18 protein-coding genes are annotated in these 20475 nt (G+C 60.2%); 5 read left to right on the top strand and 13 right to left on the bottom strand.

Annotation, left to right across the window (positions count from 1 at the left end; all coding sequences use genetic code 11):
• The 4 genes from RRF64_RS18680 to RRF64_RS18665 form a co-directional block, all read right to left on the bottom strand.
• Nucleotides 1-356, bottom strand: a 356-nt coding sequence (locus RRF64_RS18680; RefSeq protein ID WP_323847442.1) for a hypothetical protein, incomplete at its 3' end; no start/stop codon positions are given.
• A 374-nt stretch (nt 357-730) separates the two neighbouring features.
• Complete coding sequence (locus tag RRF64_RS18675) at nt 731-1270, bottom strand: hypothetical protein (RefSeq protein ID WP_323847441.1); 540 nt, start codon at nt 1268-1270, stop codon at nt 731-733.
• Nucleotides 1271-1424: 154 nt separating this feature from the next.
• Nucleotides 1425-2039, bottom strand: a complete 615-nt coding sequence (locus RRF64_RS18670; RefSeq protein WP_323847440.1) for a hypothetical protein — start codon at nt 2037-2039, stop codon at nt 1425-1427.
• Between the two features lie 413 nt (nt 2040-2452).
• The gene (locus tag RRF64_RS18665; RefSeq protein WP_323847439.1) at nt 2453-2626 is read right to left on the bottom strand and encodes a hypothetical protein; all 174 of its coding nucleotides are present in this window, start codon (nt 2624-2626) and stop codon (nt 2453-2455) included.
• A 740-nt stretch (nt 2627-3366) separates the two neighbouring features.
• Between RRF64_RS18665 and RRF64_RS18660 the strand changes: the two genes are divergently transcribed.
• The gene (locus RRF64_RS18660; protein ID WP_323847438.1) at nt 3367-4026 is read left to right on the top strand and encodes a L,D-transpeptidase family protein; all 660 of its coding nucleotides are present in this window, start codon (nt 3367-3369) and stop codon (nt 4024-4026) included.
• 52 nt (nt 4027-4078) lie between these two features.
• Here RRF64_RS18660 and RRF64_RS18655 read toward each other — a convergent pair whose 3' ends face one another.
• Nucleotides 4079-5485, bottom strand: coding sequence for an alanine/glycine:cation symporter family protein (locus RRF64_RS18655; protein WP_323847437.1), 1407 nt, complete (start codon nt 5483-5485; stop codon nt 4079-4081).
• Nucleotides 5486-5610: 125 nt separating this feature from the next.
• Here RRF64_RS18655 and manD point away from each other — a divergent pair, with 125 nt between their 5' ends.
• Entirely contained in the window at nt 5611-6822 is a 1212-nt protein-coding gene (gene manD / locus RRF64_RS18650) for a D-mannonate dehydratase ManD (RefSeq protein WP_323847436.1), read from the top strand.
• A gap of 40 nt (nt 6823-6862) precedes the next feature.
• Here manD and RRF64_RS18645 read toward each other — a convergent pair whose 3' ends face one another.
• On the bottom strand, nt 6863-8380 hold the full coding sequence (locus tag RRF64_RS18645; protein ID WP_323847435.1) for an MFS transporter: 1518 nt from the start codon (nt 8378-8380) through the stop codon (nt 6863-6865).
• A 340-nt stretch (nt 8381-8720) separates the two neighbouring features.
• Here RRF64_RS18645 and RRF64_RS18640 point away from each other — a divergent pair, with 340 nt between their 5' ends.
• From RRF64_RS18640 to RRF64_RS18630, 3 genes are all read left to right on the top strand, one after another.
• Nucleotides 8721-10601 (top strand): glycoside hydrolase family 13 protein, encoded by a 1881-nt coding sequence (locus tag RRF64_RS18640; RefSeq protein ID WP_323847434.1) that lies wholly within the window; start codon nt 8721-8723, stop codon nt 10599-10601.
• Nucleotides 10602-10666: 65 nt separating this feature from the next.
• A complete protein-coding gene (locus RRF64_RS18635; RefSeq protein WP_323847433.1) occupies nt 10667-13102 on the top strand; it encodes a glycoside hydrolase family 31 protein in 2436 nt (811 codons plus the stop codon).
• Nucleotides 13103-13129: 27 nt separating this feature from the next.
• Complete coding sequence (locus RRF64_RS18630; protein WP_323847432.1) at nt 13130-14983, top strand: alpha-amylase family protein; 1854 nt, start codon at nt 13130-13132, stop codon at nt 14981-14983.
• A 120-nt stretch (nt 14984-15103) separates the two neighbouring features.
• Here the strand turns inward: RRF64_RS18630 and RRF64_RS18625 are convergent, their stop codons facing one another.
• Genes RRF64_RS18625 through RRF64_RS18595 form a run of 7 tightly spaced genes read right to left on the bottom strand, consistent with a single transcriptional unit; the run spans nt 15104 to nt 20474 of the window.
• The gene (locus tag RRF64_RS18625) at nt 15104-15832 is read right to left on the bottom strand and encodes a hypothetical protein (protein ID WP_323847431.1); all 729 of its coding nucleotides are present in this window, start codon (nt 15830-15832) and stop codon (nt 15104-15106) included.
• Complete coding sequence (locus RRF64_RS18620) at nt 15798-16595, bottom strand: FTR1 family protein (protein WP_323847430.1); 798 nt, start codon at nt 16593-16595, stop codon at nt 15798-15800. Before RRF64_RS18620 ends, RRF64_RS18625 begins: the two co-directional genes overlap by 35 nt.
• 19 nt (nt 16596-16614) lie before the next feature.
• The gene (locus tag RRF64_RS18615; protein ID WP_323847429.1) at nt 16615-16962 is read right to left on the bottom strand and encodes a cupredoxin domain-containing protein; all 348 of its coding nucleotides are present in this window, start codon (nt 16960-16962) and stop codon (nt 16615-16617) included.
• The gene (locus RRF64_RS18610) at nt 16955-18295 is read right to left on the bottom strand and encodes an ATP-binding protein (RefSeq protein WP_323847428.1); all 1341 of its coding nucleotides are present in this window, start codon (nt 18293-18295) and stop codon (nt 16955-16957) included. Before RRF64_RS18610 ends, RRF64_RS18615 begins: the two co-directional genes overlap by 8 nt.
• Nucleotides 18296-18312: 17 nt before the next feature.
• Nucleotides 18313-18975, bottom strand: coding sequence for a response regulator transcription factor (locus RRF64_RS18605; RefSeq protein ID WP_323847427.1), 663 nt, complete (start codon nt 18973-18975; stop codon nt 18313-18315).
• Nucleotides 18976-19629 (bottom strand): tetratricopeptide repeat protein, encoded by a 654-nt coding sequence (locus RRF64_RS18600; RefSeq protein WP_323847426.1) that lies wholly within the window; start codon nt 19627-19629, stop codon nt 18976-18978.
• Complete coding sequence (locus RRF64_RS18595) at nt 19626-20474, bottom strand: SDR family oxidoreductase (protein WP_323847425.1); 849 nt, start codon at nt 20472-20474, stop codon at nt 19626-19628. The genes RRF64_RS18600 and RRF64_RS18595 overlap by 4 nt, the downstream gene beginning before the upstream one ends.
• Nucleotide 20475: the final 1 nt, after the last annotated feature.

The following is a 20475-nucleotide window of genomic DNA, read 5'->3' as shown; positions in this document are numbered from 1 at the left end:
CCGTAGCCGTCCGGTTGAACTCTCCAAATCTCGAACCCGTCGAGCCTTTCCGAAAACCCTTGCTTGGTTGAGCGATCCTCTATCGCGGCGGTCGCTCCTTCATAAGTTGAGTAGATTCCTAGGAAGCGCCGAACGGCTCTCGTCGGAAACTTGCGATCCACGTGATGCAGTACATACATCAAGCTCGGAAAGGCAGAAAAGTCGCCCTTTACGATATCAATCGCATACTTCCGGAGCAGATCAGCGTACTGCCGTATTACAATTTCCGGGGTCATCTCGTCTGATAGATCGTTCCGAGTTGGATGCGCGAATGTCGGGTAGCGTCGAGCGAGAAGCGTTTCTAATCCGCGTTCCATGTAGCCCCTCTCCACGATCTTTTGTCCAACGTCGTCCCGGAACCAGACCGAGCAAAGATGCCGCGAATCAGCATCACCAAAGAGTATTCCGATCTCATACGAGGCTCGAGTAAATCTACGTACAAATCCGGACCCAAAGAGGCCGCCTCTTTCAGCAGGACATGTAGTATACGAATAATGGGTCATCAAGAATGAAAACGCCTCGTCAGTTACTCTCTGGAAATCCTCGAGACTTAGAGTTTGCCATCGCGCCATCTTGCTTTTCCAGTGAAATTATCCGGGCCGTCGCAAAAGCCTAACGCTCGATTTAGGGGCGGCTGGAGCGCAGCGTAAGCCGTCCCAGCCGCGTATTTCCCGGCGGCTACAACCGCTTGTTAGGCGACTCGCTTTTTCCACCGTCCCAAACGGATTATTCTTTCTATAAGAAGCTTTACCAGCACTTCTACATTTTTAAAGCCAGTAAAGCCATGCGAGTAACTACACTTTGGGCAAACATATTCACATCTAGGAGTGGAATCCACCGTTTTATCCTTGAAGTACATCTGCATAGAACATGCTGGACAAAGACATTTAAAATCCACCAACTCTCCATCAGCGCTATATTTCCACTCCCATTTGAGCCCCATAATATCATTATCAAAAAGATACTCAGTTCGATAGGATGAATAGAAGAATTTCTTTGAAAACCACCTATAAATGACCACTAAAAGTGTAACGGCGGAACCCAATAAAAGAACGACCTGCCACATTTTCACTTCGAAGTTCTTCGTTAAAAAATTGGCTAGATCAGAAACAAGTTTTACGGTTGATTCAGAAGAAACACCCATCTTATAAACAAGTGCAGCTAGAAACGAAATGATTGCAGTAGCGATCACTTTACTCCAAACGGGGTCTTTCCAAATTTTTATAATCATACTTAGCTTCAATAACGCCTAACGCCGCCGGCAGGGGCAGCTTACCTTGTGCGCTTTTTGCGCGAAAATGGGAGCGCAGCGACCCGCGCAAAACGTGCACAAGGTAAGCTGTCCCGCGGAGGGCCGTAGGCCCGGAGCAAATTGCCCGGCCTTGTTATACCTTTGTCCACTCAAGTCCAATACTTGTATTGACCACTTTATAATGCTCCGAGAATTTATTGAAAAAATACTCCGGAAGCTCGTTGCAAGTGTTAGGGTTGTGAAAGAATACAAGCTGATCAGTTGAGCAGTACATTAATGCGACAGCGCTAATGTAGCTCATTCTATTGGTCATGAGACCATTTTTCCTGTTGATCTCACGAACACTGCCATCACGAAACTCCATGTACTCGGCAGAACCAAGCATTGCACTTTTTATGTAAAGTTCAAAACATATATCTCTTACCGAAAAATCTCTTACATCAGTTAAAACTACAATGCATGGAGAATTGGTAACACCAAATGACTTGAACTGACCAGAAGCAGATTTTATGCTGGATTCAACTCTTTTTGAATGGACACTATATATTTCACCCTGATCAGCCTCGAACTTTCTAATAATCTCCTTTTCGTCACCGTTCTCACAAATCTCCTTTACCTCCCAAAATGACTTGGAGAAACCGGCAACGACTTCATAATCCGGAGTTCTAGTTGCTGACTCTGGTATTTTATTAAAAGAAATTTTTTTCGTTTTGAAAATTCTCTCTAGTACTTGTTCAGATTCTGTCATTGGCTTCTTGAGGTATAACGCCCAGCGCAGGCGCAGCCAGCGCGTAGCGCATTTTGTGTTAATGTTTGAGCGCCAGCGAGTAACACAAAAGGTGCGTAGCGCTGGCTGTCGCTCTGCCGCTGTTTGTTATGCACTACTCGCTAGGAGCCTGGAAAATAGCTTGCCCCGAGACCAGACAATGCTTTGCTCCATCCGTGGAAAACATTGCTTCACACTGGCTTCTTGATTCTGGCCACTCTTCCATTACGCTATTTATTAAATTTACTTTCTCGGAGATATCGCTGCTACCGAGGTAATAGAAAGTAAAGTTACCACGATTCGAGTACGCGGTTACTATACAAAACCGTACTCGACATGAATTTACCACTCTTTCTGAGTTTACTCGATCAATGCTCCAAAGAATGAACTGCTGATCATAAAAACTCTTTATCTGAGGCTTGAAAACCAGTGCAGTAAGAATCAGAAAAGCCAGAATCGATACCACTAACATTTTCCTTGATGTGCTCATGCAACTCTCCGTATTGCATAACATTTGAATCATGGCCCTGAAGGCCGATTCTTTTCGCCTCATATTTCAATTGAGACATTTTGGGCAAGAATGCTGCGGAAGCAAGGCAGCGTCAAGCTTGTAGCGCCCTCGGCCAGTTCAATTGCAACCAACAAAACGGTCGTCGCGACTCCTATCCCAATTTTCGAACCCCAATATAACTTATTGTTTTTGCGAGGATTTTTACTGGTTCGTTGCGCTTCGCCAGAAATAGCAGTCGCTGCGACCGTTTTTCCAGGGCGTTACTCGTGCGTGTCGCAAAAGACGCCCTCCGAGTCGACACGCATTGTTCAGCAGCTGTGTCTACCCAGCTGGTTCCGGTAGCCCCCCGCCCCCGCTCGCCGACCTCGCCTGCGTCGATGACACCTCCGGGATAGCCGAGCGGCCACTTCCTCCCTTCCTTCCTCGTGGGAGTCTTGCCCTCACGGAACCTCTGGGCAAACGCCTAGCAGCCCGACTGGTCGAGGTTCGCCCGGCGGTTCTCGGCCCGGTGTCCCAGCGCTTCTGCTCTATCAGAATTTATCTTCATGCCCAAAAGATGTAATGGCGCCCTTTTCTGCACCCTACCATCGTTTCCACTTGCCGTAGCAACTGCCACGGCTGGCCCATTCTGCGGTGAATGCCGGAGCATATCGGCAGGCTGCACTGGGGAAAAAACACTGCCTGCTGTCGCGCCGCCAGGATGCGAGGAAGCCTTTTACCCCGCGGAAGTGCGCGCAGCGGGTACTGCTGGCAAATCGCTGAAGTTTGCAAAGTCCATTTGCAATAGAGAGGTGCGCAATGCAAAGCCGTTCTTCGCTGCTGAAAAGATCCACACTGACCGCCGCCCTGGTCCTCGGCGGCGCGGCACTGCTAAGCCCACTGGCGCAGGCCGCCGACTATCGCAACCCTTATAACAACCCTTACACCCAGCAACGCAACACTTATAACAATTCCTATTATCAGTCCCCCTATTATTCCCGCGGGGGCTATAACAGTAATACCCGCGATGCCTGGTGGCGGCAGGATGTGGTCGGCGGCGCACCGCGGATTGTGATCGACCTCAGCGACCAGATGGCCTATTTCTACAAGGGCGGCCGCCTGGCCGGCATATCTCCGGTCTCCACCGGCAAACCCGGCTACCGCACGCCGACCGGCAACTTCCGCATTTCGGAGAAGAAATACAATCACCGCTCCAATCTCTATGGCCACTATGTGGCGAGGAGCGGACACGTGTTGCGCAGCAATGTGGATGTGCGCCGCCACCGCAGACCGCCCGGTGCCATTTTCCGCGGTGCGTCGATGGACTTCATGATGCGCATCAATGGCCCGGTCACCATGCACGCGGGGCGTGTGCCCGGCTGGCCGGATTCCCACGGCTGCATCCGCCTGCCCTGGCATATGGCGAAGATATTCTTCTCCCATGCCACCGTCGGCACCCAGGTTTCCGTGCAGCAGTGACAATTGCCGGCGATCACAAAAAAGGGCGAATCTCGGTTCGCCCTTCTTTATTTTATGCGGGGTCCTTCAGCCCCGCCTTCTCGTCCGCTGCCATTTTCACGAAATAGTCGTGCGCGGCGCGGTTGACGTGCCGGGCCAGCAGCAACGTCGAGGTCATGGTGGGAATGGCCATGATCGCGTACATGCCGATGATGATGCTGTTCACCGCGTTCAGGGATGCGACGGCACCAATCACTATCAGCAGGATGTAAATGGCCGTATACAGGCCCTGCCAGCGGCTGCCGAACAGGAACACAAAACACTTAACGCCGTAGTACCAGAAGGTGACGATGGTGCTGAACGCCAGCGGCAGTACCATCAGCAGTAGCAGTACCGGCCCCCAGTGGCCGAACACTTCTGAGAAGGCGTTTGCGGTCAGGGTGACACCGGCGATGCCGTCGGCCTGCTGCCAGACGCCGGTCAGCAGAATGACCAGGGCGGTACAGGTGCAGATGATCAGCGTATCGATGATCGGCCCGAGCATAGCCACCACGCCCTCGCGGATCGGCTCGCGGGTCTTGGCCGCGCCGTGGGCCAGGGATTCGGTGCCGATGCCGGCCTCGTTGGAAAAGGCCCCGCGGCTGATGCCGGTGGCGATCACCGCGCCCAGCGCACCGCCGGCCACCGCTTCGCCATTGAAAGCATCGCTGAATATCAGCGCCAGGGCGGCCGGCACCTGCTGCCAGAAATAGCCGATCACCATCAGGGTCAGCGCCAGGTAGAAGAGCACCATGCCCGGCACAATGCGCACGGCGAATTTTCCGATGCGCTGGATGCGCCCGGCGATCACCACCGCGGCCGCCGCCGCGATCACCAGGCCGGTGGCAAAGTCGAACAGCAGCGAGCCGTCCGCCGGCACCCAGCCCAGGGGCACGGCAAAGGATTCCCGCAGCAGCTGCACCGTCTGGTTGGACTGGAATACCGGCAGCATGCCGCACAGGCCGGCCACGGCGAACAGCAGCGCGAGCGGCATCCACTTTTTGCCCAGTCCCTCGCGGATCACATACATGGGGCCGCCCTGCAGCTCGCCGGCGGCGTCGCGGCCGCGGAACATTACGGCCAGGGAGGCGGTGTAGAACTTGGTGGCCACGCCCACCAGCGCCGTCACCCACATCCAGAAGATCGCGCCCGGCCCGCCGGTACTGATGGCGATGGCCACCCCGGCGATATTGCCGAGCCCCAGGGTGCCGGACAGCGCCGTCGACAGCGCCTGCCGGTGCGGCACCTGGCCCGGGTCTTTCGGGTCGTCGTACACACCGCGCAGCAGGTCGATGCTGTGGCCGAGATGGCGATAGGGGCGGCCGCGGGAGTAGATCAGCAGCGCCAGACCGCCACCCACCAGCAGGACGAGCAGCGGCGTGCCCCAGACAAAATTGGCGAAGGCGGCGAGGGCGGCGTCGATAGAGGCGAGAAATGACATGTAATTGGACTGATTATCGGATTATTGACATGAAATTGGTGCAATTCGTCTGCCATGCTCTCGCAACGGCGGCCAAATCTCAAATAGGATTGAATTTCCCAGCGCATTGAACAGGGACGCTCACCATGCTGAAAATCACCGACGCGCGCGTCATAGTCACCTGCCCCGGGCGCAATTTCGTCACCCTGAAAATAGAGACTGACGCCGGGGTCAGCGGCGTCGGCGACGCCACCCTGAACGGGCGCGAGCTGGCGGTGGCCAGCTACCTGAGCGACCACCTGATCCCCTGCCTGCTCGGCCGCGACGCGCACCGCATAGAGGATACCTGGCAGTTTCTCTACCGGGGCGCCTACTGGCGCCGCGGACCGGTGACCATGGCGGCGATCGCCGCGGTGGATATGGCGCTGTGGGACATCAAAGCCAAAGCCGCCGGGCTGCCTCTGTATCAGCTATTGGGCGGCGCCTGCCGCGAGGGCCTGCTGGTCTATGGCCACGCCAATGGCGAGACGACCGAGGAGACGCTGCGGGAGGCCCAGCGCTACATAGAGCTCGGCTACCGCGCCGTGCGCCTGCAGTCCGGCGTACCCGGCCTGAAATCCACCTACGGCGTCTCCAGCGACAAGGATTTCTACGAGCCCGCAGACGCGGCACTGCCCAGCGAGAATGTCTGGTCCACCGAGAAATACCTGCGCAGCACGCCGCAGCTCTTTGCGGCCGCGCGGGAAAAGCTGGGTGGAGACATCCACCTGCTGCACGACGTGCATCACCGGCTGACGCCGATAGAGGCGGCGCGACTGGCGAAGGACCTGGAGCCCTACCGGCTGTTCTGGCTCGAGGACGCGGTGCCGGCGGAACACCAGGCCAACTTCCGCCAGATTCGCGCCCACAGCACCACTCCACTGGCGGTGGGGGAAGTGTTCAACAGCATCTGGGACTGCAAGCAGCTGATCGAGGAGCAGCTGATCGACTATATCCGCGCGAGCGTGCTGCACGCCGGTGGCATCACCCACCTGCGCCGCATCGCGAATCTCGCCGATTTGTATAAGGTGCGCACCGGCTGCCACGGCGCCACGGACCTGTCGCCGGTGACCATGGCCGCGGCCCTGCACTTCGGCATCTCGATACCGAACTTCGGTATCCAGGAGTATATGCAGCACACGGCGGAGACCCTGGCGGTATTCCCGCACGGTTACCACTATGGGGACGGCTACCTGCACCCGGGCGAGGCGCCGGGGCTGGGGGTCGATATCGATGAAGCGCTGGCCGCGCAATATCCCTACAGGCGCGCCTATCTGCCGATCAACCGGCTCGAAGACGGCTCCATGCACGACTGGTAGCCGGGATACAAAAAAGCCCCTCGTCGAGGGGCTTTCGTCATCAGGCGGCGACCGCCTCCGCTTCCACGCTGTCCGGCTCCGCCGACTCCTCGCGAACGAAGAATACCGACAGGGCACCGAGGATCATAAACACCCCGGCCAGCACGATGATGTAGATGGCCTGGTTGTCGAACACCTCTTTCAGCACCAGCCCCGCCACCAGTGCCGAGACGATCTGCGGCGCGGCGATGGTGAAGTTGAAGATGCCCATATAGACGCCGGTCTTGCTGGCCGGCAGGGAGTCGGACAGGATCGCGTAGGGCATGGCGAGGATCGCCGCCCAGGCGATGCCGATACCCACCATCGGCAGCAGCAGGCCGAGCGCGCCGCTGGGTACCGTGACCTCGGTAATCAGCAGGTTCACCTGGGTCGGCGCGCCGCCCTGGAACAGCAGGAAGCTGATATAGCCCAGGCCGCCCAGCAGCAGCGACAGCGCGTAGGTCGGCTTGCGTCCCAGGGTATTGGCGATCTTCGCCAGCGCCACGGAGAAGATGGCCGCGAACAGCGAATAGGCCGCGAAGATGATGCCCACCCAGTCACCGGCAGCGCCCTTGGCCGCGGCGATATGCGCAGGGATCTGGCCGACGCTCTCCAGGTAGTGCGGGTCAAACCACTTGGCCTCCACGCCCCAGACGTGCTGGGTGATGGCCGGTGTGGTGTAGACCCACATGATGAACAGCGCAAACCAGGAGAAGAACTGCACCAGCGCCAGCTGGCGCATGGTCTTCGGCATGGTGACCAGCAACCCGAAGAAGCCTTTGATCCGCTGCGGCAGGGACTTGCGCTCGGCCTGCTCGCGCGCCAGCTGCTCGGCATCGATGCCCTTGTAGGCGTTGTACTGCTCCGGCGCATACTCCTTGGTACGGAAAACGGTCCACAGCACGCTGCCGAGCAGCACCGAGGCGCCGATATAGAAGGCCCAGATCACCGACGGCGCCACTTCCCCGGCCTGCGAAGTGTTCTCGAGACCGATCACGTTGGTCAGGATAAACGGCAGCATGGAGCCGAATACCGCACCGATATTGATCAGCAGCGACTGGATCGAGTAGCCCAGGGTGCGCTGCTCGGAGGGCACCATATCGGAGACCAGCGCGCGGAAGGGCTGCATGGTCACGTTGAAGGCCGCATCCATCAGCGCCAGCATCACGCCGCCGAACAGTATCGGCGCGACGAAGGCGACCACGATGCCCGCATTGGGCATAAACGCCATCCCCAGCGCCGCGGCGATGGCGCCGAACAGGATATAGGGGTTGCGGCGGCCGAAGCGGCTCCAGGTGCGGTCGGACGCGGAGCCGACGATCGGCTGCACGATCAGACCCATCAGCGGCGCCACTATCCAGAACAGCGACAGCGAGTGCAGGTCGGCGCCCAGGTCGGACAGAATGCGGCTGGCGTTGGCATTCTGCAGCGCAAAGCCGAACTGCACGCCGAGGAAGCCGAGGCTGACGTTCCAGACCTGCCAGAAGGGCAACTGGGGCTGTTTCACTGGCTGCACGGATGCGCCGGATGCTTGAGACATAGAGGTCACCGCTGATCACTGATTATGGTTATGCGGCGATTCTCTCAATTCTGTCGATTGAGTCCCTCCTCCCCAATGGGGGGATGAGAGTGCAAACGCTAGTCTGCGCTGCCGCCCGCGCACCTGCCCCCGGGGCAACCCAGGTCGATCACCCCGTGGGGACACCGGTTGCGCCCGCCCTTGTGACCGACCTGCGGCAAATCCGCTCAACCGCCGACCTGCACAATTTTCGCACACAACAGCCTGCCGACCTCCCCCTCTACCCAGGGGGATATCAGCCGCCCCCTGAAACTGCACAATCCTATCTGGGGACTTTTAACTAGAGAAGCAGGAGCCGGAAATGAAACGGTTGTCAGCGCTGTGCTTTTTCACATTAACCACGGCCGCCCTTGTCTGCGCATCACCCGCACTGGCCGCGCCCGCCGTCGAGCGCGCGGTTGACAGAGTCGAGCCGCCCAACTGGTGGACCGGCATGGCGGTGCCGGACCTGCAGCTGATGCTGCACGGGGAGGATATCGCCGGGCTGCAGGCGCAGCTCGACTACCCCGGCGTGACCCTGCTGGGCACTGAGCGCACGGAGAATGCCAACTACCTGTTTCTGGATCTGCAGGTGTCACCGGAGGCCGAACCGGGCACGGTGGAAATCGCCCTGCGCGGCGACGGCGAGACACGCGCGGTCATTCACTATGAATTGAAACAGCGCGCGCCCGATTCAGCCGCGCGCCGCGGCTTTGATTCCAGCGACGCCATCTACCTGATCACCCCGGACCGCTTCGCCAACGGCGATCCGGGCAACGACAGCACCGCGGACACCCTCGAGGGCCCGGATCGCGGCCACCCCGGCGGCCGCCACGGCGGCGATATCGCCGGCATGCGCGCGCGCCTGGACTATATCGCCGGCATGGGCTTCACGCAGATCTGGCCCAACCCGCTGGTCGAAAACGACCAGCCCGAGTACTCCTACCACGGCTACTCCGCCACCGATCACTACAAGATCGACTCCCGCTTCGGCAGCAACGAACAGTTTCGCGAGTTCGTCAGCGCGGCGCGCGAAAAGGGCCTGGGCGTGATCCAGGACGTGGTGCTGAACCATATCGGCAGCGGCCACTGGTGGATGGGCGACCTGCCCTCCGCCGACTGGCTGAACGGCAGCGGCATACAGAAAGGTGAGTATGCGATCACCAACCACAGCCGCTTCACTCACGTCGACCCCTATGCGAGCGAAATCGACAAGCGCGGCTTTGTCGACGGCTGGTTCGTGGACTCGATGCCGGACATGAACCAGCGCAACCCGCTGCTGGCCAACTACCTGATCCAGAACAGTCTCTGGTGGATAGAGTACGCGGGCCTCTCCGGTATCCGCGCCGACACTTACGCCTACTCCGATGCCGAATTCCTGCAGCAGTGGGCCGCGCGTATCCACCGCGAATACCCGGGCTTCAATATCGTCGGCGAGGAGTGGACCCGCAACGCGGCGCTGGTGGCCCACTGGCAGCAGGCCGACGGCGACCAGGTTACCGGCGGACGCCTGAAGAGCATGATGGACTTCCCGCTGCACTACGCACTACGCGAGGGCCTGGCCCAGCCGGACAGCTGGGACAGCGGCCTGATCCAGCTCTACGAGGGCCTGGCCAACGACTTCCTCTACCCGCAGCCAGAGCGGCTGGTGATCTTCGGCGGCAACCACGACACCAGCCGCCTGTACAGCCAGCTGGACGAAGACCCCGCCCTGTTCAAGATGGCGGTGGCCTATATCGCTACCATGCGCGGCATACCGCAGTTCTTCTACGGCGACGAGGTGCTGATGCAGAGCCCGAAGGAGCGCGATGACGGTATAGTGCGCAGCGACTTCCCCGGCGGCTGGGCCGGCGACCGCAGCAATGCCTTTACCGGCAAGGGCCTGAGCAAGCAGCAGCAACAGGCGCAGGAGACTGTGCGCAAGCTGTTCAGCTGGCGCAAACAGACCCCGGCTGTGCACAGCGGCGAGCTGAAACACTTTTCGCCGGCAAACGGCACCTATGTGTATTTCCGCTACGACGACAGGGACAAGGTCATGGTGGCCTTCAACAAGTCCGACCAGCCGCAGGCACTGGACACAAGCCGATTTGCAGAGGTGATCGACGGCGAGACCCGGGGTACCGATATCGTGAGCGGCCGCCGCTATGCCCTCGACGAACTGACCGTCCCCGCGCGGGATGTGCTGGTTCTGGAACTGAACTAGAAGCCGCAGGGTGCGTATGGCGCACCCTGCGGTCACAGATTAAATAAATGCAATAAGAGATGGCGATGACGATGCAGAAATTTTTATTGCGCAGCTGCGCACTGCTTTTCCTGCTGTACAGCACCCTGGCCAATGCGGCCGAGGTGCGGCAGTACCAGAAGCACTTGTTGAGCGACGATGCACTCACCGTCTACACCAGCGACGGCAGTGTCACTCTGACCCCGCTCAACAACTCCGCCATGGAGGTGCACTACCAGCGCGAGGGCCTGAAGCAGCTGCCCTCCTTTGCCATCGATGGCTCACAGAAACATAGCGCCGCGGCGAAGCTGACTGAAAACCCGGGCGCGCTGATCTACAGCACCGCCGGACTCAGCGCGGTGATCCACAAGTCGCCACTGCGCATAGAATACCTGCGCAATGGCCAGCCGCTGGTCGGCGAGGAGATCGGTTTCTTTGCCAACGAAACCATGCGCGGTTTCCGCTTCGCCCTCTCCCCGAAGGAAAAGCTGCTCGGCGGCGGCGAGCGGGTGCTGGGCATGGACCGCCGCGGCCAGCGTTTTCCGCTCTACAACAAGGCCCACTACGGCTACACCACCGAATCCGACCAGATGTATTTCTCCCTGCCGGCGGTAATGTCCAGCAACAAATACCTGCTGCTGTTCGACAACTCCGCCACCGGCACCCTGGACCTGGGCGCGAGCGAAGAGGATGTACTGCAGTTCGAGGCCGTCGGCGGCCGCACTTCCTACATCATCGTCGCCGGCGACAGCTATCCGCAGCTGATCGAGAACTATGTATCGGTCACCGGCAAACAGCCGCTGCCGCCGCGCTGGGCGCTCGGCAACTTCGCCTCCCGCTTCGGCTACCGGACGGAACAGGAAGTGCGCGCGACCGTGGACAAGTTCGCCGAGGAGGACTTCCCGCTGGATGCGGTGGTGCTTGACCTCTACTGGTTCGGCCCCGATATCCAGGGCCATATGGGCAACCTGTCCTGGGACAAAAACGCCTTCCCGGAGCCGGAGAAGATGATGGCCGACCTGAAACAGCGCGGCATCAACACCATCCTCGTCACCGAGCCGTTTATCCTCTCCACTTCCGAGCGCTGGGACGAGGCGGTGGCCAATAACGCCCTGGCGAAAAACCTCGCCGGCCAGCCCAAGCGCTTCGACTTCTACTTCGGCAACACCGGCCTGATCGACGTCTTCTCCGCAGATGGCCGCGACTGGTTCTGGAGTATTTACCGCGGTCTCAAGGAGCAGGGCGTGGCCGGCTGGTGGGGCGACCTGGGCGAGCCGGAAGTGCACCCGTCGGACACGGTGCACGAGATCGGCATGGCCGACGAAGTCCACAACGCCTACGGACACCGCTGGGCGCAGATGCTGTACGAAAGTGAAAAGGCCGAGAACCCGAGCGAGCGCCCGTTTATCATGATGCGCGCCGGCTTTGCCGGCTCCCAGCGCTACGGCATGATTCCCTGGACCGGCGACGTGGCCCGCGAATGGGGCGGCCTGCAGCCGCAGGTGGAACTGTCCCTGACCATGAGCCTGCTCGGCTTCGGCTATACCCACTCTGACCTGGGCGGCTTCGCCGGCGGCGAACAATTCGACCGCGAACTCTATATCCGCTGGCTGCAGTACGGCGTCTTCCAGCCGGTCTACCGGCCCCACGCGCAGGAGCATATCGCCCCGGAACCGGTATTCCACGACCGCAGGACCAGAAATATCCTGCGCGACTACGTCAAGCTGCGCTACCGCCTGCTGCCCTACAATTACACCCTGGCGTTCGAGAACAGCCAGAGCGGCATGCCGCTGATGCGCCCGCTGTTTTTCGAAAGCGAAAGTGATCCGGCATTGATGGACTACAAGGACGCCTACCTGTGGGGCAACGATTTCCTGGTGGCGCCGGTCACCGAGGCCGGCGTCGACGAGGTGGAGGTTAAGCTGCCCGGTGGCGTCTGGTTCGATTACTGGAACGGCGAGCCCTATTCGGGTGAGACAGCGCGCGTGGAAGTGGACCTGGAAACCATCCCGGTGCTGGTGCGCGCCGGCGCCTTTATTCCGACCATCGATGACATTGCCACCACCCGCGACTATACGAGCAAGCGGCTGACCCTGGACTACTACGCCCATGAGTCATCGGCGCAGTCCAGCGGCTATGTCTACGAGGACGACGGCGCGACGGTGGACGCCTATGCACGCGGCCAGTACGAGAAACTGGCCTTCTCCGCCAGCCGCAGCGGCGACGGTATTGCATTCGGTTTCCAGCGCAGTGGCGACGGCTACCAGGGTATGCCGGAGCAGCGGGAAATCACGCTGAAGATCCACAACTGGCAGCAGGCACCGACCGCAATCGAGGCCGATGGCAAGGCGGTTCAACTGCACCAGCGCGAAAAAGACTTTGCCAGCGCAACGGAGGGCGCCTGGTATAACAAGCGCAACAACAAGCTGCTGGTGAAATTCCCCTGGGGCCAGCAGCCGCTGAAACTGGCCGTCAAAAACTAATAGAAATATTCAAGAGCATACGAATCTATGAATAAGATCCAATCCCTGTTTGCCGCCGCCCTGCTCGCCACCGCGACGGGCTGCGCCGACGACTCTGGAAACAACGCCGAAAATGAAATCGAACTCCAGGCCGCAGAAAAGCCGGTGATCTACCAGGTGATGACCCGCCTGTTCGGCAACACCAACCCCACCAACAAACCCTGGGGCACCATCGAAGAAAACGGCGTGGGCAAGTTCAACGACTTCACGCCCGAGGTGCTGGCGGAAATTCGCGAGCTGGGCGCCACCCATATCTGGTATACCGGTGCCCTGCACCACGCGCTTGTCGGCGACTATACCGAGTACGGCATCAGCAACGACGACCCGGATGTGGTCAAGGGCCGCGCCGGCTCCCCCTACGCGATCAAGGACTACTACAGCGTAAACCCGGACCTGGCGGAAAAGCCGGCGGAACGGCTGCAGGAGTTCCGCGCGCTGATCGACCGCAGCCACGCGCAGGGGCTGAAGGTCATCATCGACATAGTGCCCAATCATGTGGCGCGGGCCTATGAATCGCAGCACAAGCCCGAGGGTGTGCGCGACTTCGGCGCCGATGACGACACCTCGGTCGCCTATGCGCGCGACAACAACTTCTACTATGTCGCCGGCGAGGATTTCAGCGTGCCGGTTTCCGACGCCGGCTACCGCCCGCTGAACGGCGAGACCCATCCGCTGGTGGACGATCAGTTTAATGAGAGCCCGGCCAAGTGGACCGGCAACGGCGCCCGCAGCCCGCAGCCGGCCATCGACGACTGGTATGAGACGGTCAAGATCAATTTCGGCGTGCGTCCGGACGACAGCAAAGACTTCCCGGAGCTGTCCGCGGAATTTGCGCAGAAGGACTACACAGCCCACGCGCAGTTCTGGGCCGACAAGCAAGTGCCGGATTCCTGGCAGAAGTTCCGCGATATTGCCCACTACTGGCTGGACTTCGGCGTGGACGGCTTCCGTTACGATATGGCCGGCATGGTGCCGGTGGAGTTCTGGAGCTACCTGAATTCGTCTATCAAGATGAAAAAGCCGGACGCGCTGCTGCTCGCCGAGATCTACACCCCGGAGCGCTACCGCGACTATATCCACCTGGGCAAGATGGATTACCTCTACGACAAGGTGGGCACCTACGACACCCTGCGCGCCATCATGGCCGGCGACGAGAGCACCGACGCGCTGGTGCCGCTGCAGCAGAGCCTCGCCGATATTGCCCCGCAGATGCTGCACTTTATGGAAAACCACGACGAGCAGCGCATCGCCAGCCCGGAGTTTGCCGGTGACGCCGACGCGGGCAAGCCGGCGATGCTGGTCTCCGCCGCCCTCTCCGCGGCACCGACCCTGGTCTACTTCGGCCAGGAGCTGGGCGAGGAAGCCAGCGAGGACGCCGGCTTCGGCAAGGCCAGCCGCACCACCATCTTCGACTATTGGTCAGTGCCCAGCGTGCGCCGCTGGCTGCAGGGCGAGTCCACGGACGAGGAACAGCAGCTGCGCGGCTTCTACCAGCGCCTGATGAACTTCTCCGCAGCCAGCGAGGCGCTGCGCGGCGACTATCGGGACATTCACGGCTACAACCGCGAGCACGGCGAAGGCTACGACGAACAGCTGTTCGCCTTTGCGCGCTGGGCCGGCGACGAGAAGCTGCTGGTGATTGCCAACTTCGGCAAGGAGAGCAAGGAAGTGAAGCTGCAGCTGCCGGCGGAACTGCTGCAGCAGTGGCAGCTGCAGGACGGCAAATTCGCAGTTGCTGACCAGCTCAGCTCGGCGAAGAGTCACCTTGTGGTCAGCGAAGGCAAGGGAGAAATGTCGCTGCAGCTCGAGCCGCTGGCCAGCCATATCTTCCGCATAAACTGATAGCGTCATTGCGGCGCAAGCCGCAATCCGGAACCGGATGCCGGCCTGCGCCGGCTCGACGAGCCCCCAGAATCCTCCTCTAGGGGCGGCCTCCAGCCGCCCCCATCCTGCAATTCCCGATCAGTAGAACTCGTACTCGAACAGCAGTCGCAGTGTCTGATCCTGGCTTTCGTCGGTAAGCCCCTGAACCAGGCCGAGCTCCCACAGCAACTGCCGTGCACCCTCGAACTTCACCACTCCCCGTATCACCGGGCCGACGCCCATGTAGTCCTGCCCCGCGTAGAGCTCCACTGCGGGCTCGAATGCTGGAGACAGGCGGTAGCGGCCCTGCAGCCGCAACTGAGATTCCAGTTCGTTGTCGATCTGGCCACCCCACTCGTAGATGGCAAAGAGATTGGCGGTACCGCTCCACTTGCCCCAGTCCCGTGCCGCCAGCAGGGCGAGCGATGCCTCGCTCTGATCCTCGCTGCGCTCTCTTTCCAGTTCGAACAGCAATCCCCAGTCCGCTGCGTACTCGCCCTGCTCCGTCAGCTGCCACTTCGACTCCAGCTCCACGGCCTGCAGCTTCATACTGCTGTCCTCATCGCGCTCGCCGATCAGATAGATCTCGCCGAACCAGCGATCGCTAAAACTGCGGCCGATACCCAGGCGGTGAATCTGCAGCGAGTCCAGTTCGTCAGCGCCGCCGCGCAGGCCAACCGCGCGCCATTCGATCTCCTTTTCCAGCGGCTGTACATAGGGCGAGTAGACCTTGTCGACCACGACGCCATCTGCGCGAACCAGTGGTGCACAAGCGGCGGCCAACAACATCAGCTCAAGCGACAGGGGAATTTTTCTTGGACGAGGCATAACGCATCCAACCGAGCAACAGCACCATCACCGAAACACTGGCGATATAGACAAGAAACTCCACCAATGTCGGTGTAGCCTCATAGCCCACCAGCGCATACAGCAGCTGACCCACCACCGAATGCTCCGCAACCAGCACGGAGCTGTCCCACAGCGGCGGCTGCGCCGGCAGCCAGTCCGCCTGAATCAGCAACTGCGCCGCTTGGAGGGTCATACCGCCGGCTACTAACGTGAGCAGCACACAGGCTGTCAACAACGTGTATTGCTGCGGCAGCCCGCGCAACAGGTAATAAAACAGCGCGCCGACGCTGAAGCCAATGCCCGCGCCGAGCAGCGCACCCGCCATTACCCCGGGCAGCAGGTCAGGCTGGTGGCGAAACGCCATCAGGTAAATATAAATCTCGGAACCCTCGCGCAGCACCGCCAGCGCCACGGCCAGCAGCATAGCGCCCTGCAACAAGGGCACCTTATAGGCGCCGCGCCGGCGGTTGGCAATCAGCAAAGCGGCGATCAGCAGTAGCAGCAGGTAAATGGCGATCTGCAGTCCGGCGTTGAGCAGCTCCTGCCCCACACCGTCGAACGCATTGGAAATTGCCACCAGGTTGGCACCGTACAGAATGGAACCGGCCACTCCCATAGCCAGGGAAGCCCAGAACCAGCGTACGCGCAAATTCAGAAAGCGACTCATCGCCAGCAGAATACTGAGCAACAGGGCCGCTTCCAGCACTTCGCGCAGAATGATAATGACACTGGTCAGCAGCATATTCGATTGCCTACCCTACTCACTGCGCGATCACCTTGCCCTGCGCAGTTTTCGGATTGAACTCGCCAAAGAAAGGGTATTCTCCCGGGGCCAGAGGTCCGATAAAGATCACCGCCTTCTGCCCGCCCATGATCACTTTTTCCCGATTCAGTTCGTAGCTCTCAAATTCCTCCGGCGTCGGATCGCGGTTGTACACGATCAGTTTCACCTTGACGTTCGCCGGCACGACCAGCTCAGACGGATGAAACAGGTGATTGCGGATTTCCAGTTCCACTACCGGCCTATCGGCGCGGGCGATCAGCGCGACTTGGACCAGCAGCGCCGCGCACAGGACACCGCGCAATAAGGGCCGCGCTATTCTAGCCATGGTGCCCTCCTGCCCCGCCTTCAGCCGCGGTTTCCTGTGGAAATTCGACCTCGACTGCGAGGCCGTGACCGAATCTCGACTGTCCCAGCCGGACCTGCGCCCGGTGCAGCTGCGCTATGTGTCGCACGATTGAGAGCCCCAGGCCGCAGCCTTCCGCAGTCGTCGCGTGACGATCGCCGCCGACGCGATAGAAGCGCTCAAAAATACGGTCGTATTCCGCCGCGGGGATCCCCGGCCCGGAGTCCTCCACCCGCAGGGTCGTGCCGCCATCTGCGCTGGTTGTGCTGACCTCGATGCGACCGGCATCGGGGGTGTATTTGCAGGCGTTGTTCAACAGGTTTTTCAGCAGAATCATCAGCGCAAAACGATCGCCGCGCACCGATGACCGAGTGCCGGTCAATTCGACGGTCTGATTCTTTGCGGCAAAGGCACCGTACTGTTCGGCGAGTGCCTCGCGTGCCAATAGCTGCAGGTCCAGCGTCTCGAAGCGCGCCGGGTAGTGTTCCGGTGTCGTGCGAAACAGATCCAGCATCTGCTCCACCAGATGTGCCATGCGCTCGATACTGCCTTGCAGTTTACCCAGCGATTCCGGCGTCTGGGCCAGCTTGTACTGGCGCAGCTCGCTGTCGAGATTGTGCGCATGCACCTGAATCGCGGCGATGGGTGTGCGCAACTCGTGGGCGGCGTCGGCGGAAAAGCGCCGCTCGCGCTCAAACGAGGCCCGCAGGCGCGCCAGCAGCGCATTGGTGGACTTCACCACCGGCTCCAGCTCCTCCGGAGGATCCTGCAGCGGCAGGGGACTGAGATCTTCGGCGCGCTTGTCCTGCAGCGCCTCGGCGAGTTGCCGCAGACTGGATAGTCCCCACCCGATCAGGAGCCAGATCAGCAGGCCCGCCACAGGCAGTCCCAGCAGTATCGGCATCACCGATTCGAGTATGACCTTCTCCGCCAGTTGGTAGCGTAGGTCGGCGCGCTCGGCGACGATCACCCAGCGCGAACTTGCGGGAAAAAATTCGGTGACGCTGCGCCAGCGATAACCGGAAAAATTCACCTCCCGGTAGCCGGATTCAAATTCCGAGATCGGCTGCAGCGGCGCATCGGCGGAGCGCAGCAGCATTTCTCCCTCCGCACTCCAGACCTGCAATACCAGCGGTTCCGCCTGTGCCACTACCAGCGGGGGTTCGTCCGGAACCGGCATATCCACCAGCAGCCGTGCAGTTGCCGCCAACTGCCGATCGAACAGCCGCTGCGCCTCCGCCATACTGGCCCGGTAACCGTGCAGCGCTGACAGGAAATTTACCAGGGTGATGGTGGAAAGCAGGGCAATCAGCAAGAATATTCTTATCGATTTCACTTCGCCGGCCCCAGCTTGTAGCCGACGCCGCGTATGGTCTGGATAAATTCCGGGTAGATCTTCTTGCGCAGGTTGTGAATATGCACATCGACGGTATTGCTGGCGACTTCCTCGCCCCAGCTGTACAGCTTGTCTTCCAGCTGCTCGCGGCTGAGGATGTGGCCGGGGCGCTCGGCCAGTGCGCGCAACAGGGTGAACTCGCGGCGCGACAGCTTGATCGACTCGCCCGCGCGCGTTACTTCGTGGCTGGCCAGATTGATACTGACATCACCCACCTGAATTTCCGCGCTGAGGCCGAGACCGGCGCGCCGCTCCAGGGCGCGCAGCCTGGCCAGCAGTTCATCAACGGCGAAGGGCTTGGTCAGGTAGTCGTCGGCGCCGGCGTCGAGCCCCCCGATTTTGGAGGGCAGGTCGTCGCGGGCAGTGAGGATCAGCACCGAGGAACTGATCGATTTGCGGCGCAACTGCTTCAATACATCGACGCCATCCATATCCGGCAATCCGAGATCGAGAATAATGACATCCGGCCGCGCCGCCTGCGCCAGGGAAATTCCCGCCGCACCCGTTTCGGCGCGGTCGACGGCATAGCCCGTGTGGCGCAGAGCCGTGGCTATGCCGTCGGCCAGTGACTGGTCATCCTCGATCAGCAGTATTCGCATCTATTGCAATTGCTTCCGAATTTTTTCCTGCAGGCTTTTGATTTCACCTAGGCGACCTTCGCTGGCCAAGGGGCGCTGCGGGTCGGCCGGTGCCGCCTCGGCGCGCTTCAGATATTCCATCGCCTGAGCGTAGTTTTTCTGGTGATAGAGATAGTCGGCGTAAAAATAATTGGCATCGATATCTTCCGCACCGAGCTGCAGACCCTTGCGCAGGTATTCAGCGGCCTTTTTATCATCGCCGAACCCGATTGGCCAGCCGGGCACCTGGTAATAGAGGGACCCGAGACTGGTATAGGCGGCGCCATCCTGCACGCGGCCATCGATGGCAATCGCGTGCTCCAGGTCCGCTTTTGCGGCCTTGACCGCGGACAGCGCCCCGAGCCCACCTTTGGCGCCGGCATAGGAGGCGCGGATAATACCGCTCCACACCCACACGGCGGCGCTATCCGGGTGTTGCGCAGTGGCGGATTGAGCCTCGTACACAAGTTTGTCAAAGGCGGCCGCCTGTTGATTTTCCGGCATGCGGTATTTGATTTGCGCCCAGGATTTCTGCAATGCGGTGACAGTGTCGTCGGCGGCATCGGCCCACAGCAGCGGCGAAAACAACAGCAACGCCACCAGTGATAATTTTTTGTAACCTTGCGACAGTTTCATAGCGCTTCTCCACTGGAAGAAATTGGATGGTTGGCGGACTGGAGCTCCTGGGTGGCGTACTGGCGGATGAGTGGCATTTTTTTGGCCAGCACGGAATCCACCAGTGCCGGGAACAGGGCATTCACCTTGATAAACAGTCGCTCCGGCCAGCCGATAAAACGACGGCGGCCAGTGCGGCTGTCTAGCAGTTGCACGCATTGCATCGCGACTTCACGGGGCGAGTCGGACTTGTTACCCAGCGCCCGGTTAAGACCAATGACCGCCTCGGTATTGAGATCGGTATCCACCGCGCGCGGTGCCAGGTAATGCACGCGGATACCGCAGTCGCTCAGTTCGCGACGCAGAGATTCAGTAAAACCATGCAGGCCGGATTTGCTGGCGCTGTAGACGCTGAAGCCCGGGTGACCGATATGCCCGAAGGCAGAACCGATATTGATGATGGCGCCACTGTGGCTCCGCTGCAGCAGCGGCAGCAAGTCGCGAGTCAGTGCCATGGGAACCAGCAGGTTGGTGTTGAGAAGACCGCTGAGGGCGCTGTCGCTCATATCACTGAGCAGCGCAAAGCTGGAAATACCCGCATTGTTGATCAGCACATCCACACCGCCATCGACTTCAGCACACTCGCGGACCAGCGCCGTGCGCTGTTCGACGTCGAGCAGATCAGCCGGCATGACGCGGTGGCGCGCGCTGAATGGCAGTGAGGCTTTGAGATGTTGCAGGCGCGCGGCGTTGCGCCCCTGCAAAAATACCCGGTGCCCGCGCTCAGCCAGCAGTGTTGCAATAGCGCTGCCGATGCCGCCGCTGGCGCCGGTGACCAGTACAGTCAGGGATTGCTTGTCAGACATT

The sequence above is a fragment of the Microbulbifer magnicolonia genome, assembly GCF_035117725.1.
Taxonomy (GTDB): domain Bacteria; phylum Pseudomonadota; class Gammaproteobacteria; order Pseudomonadales; family Cellvibrionaceae; genus Microbulbifer; species Microbulbifer magnicolonia.
The sequence above is the reverse complement of the archived record's forward strand: the minus strand, read 5'-3'. Positions and strand labels throughout refer to the sequence as shown.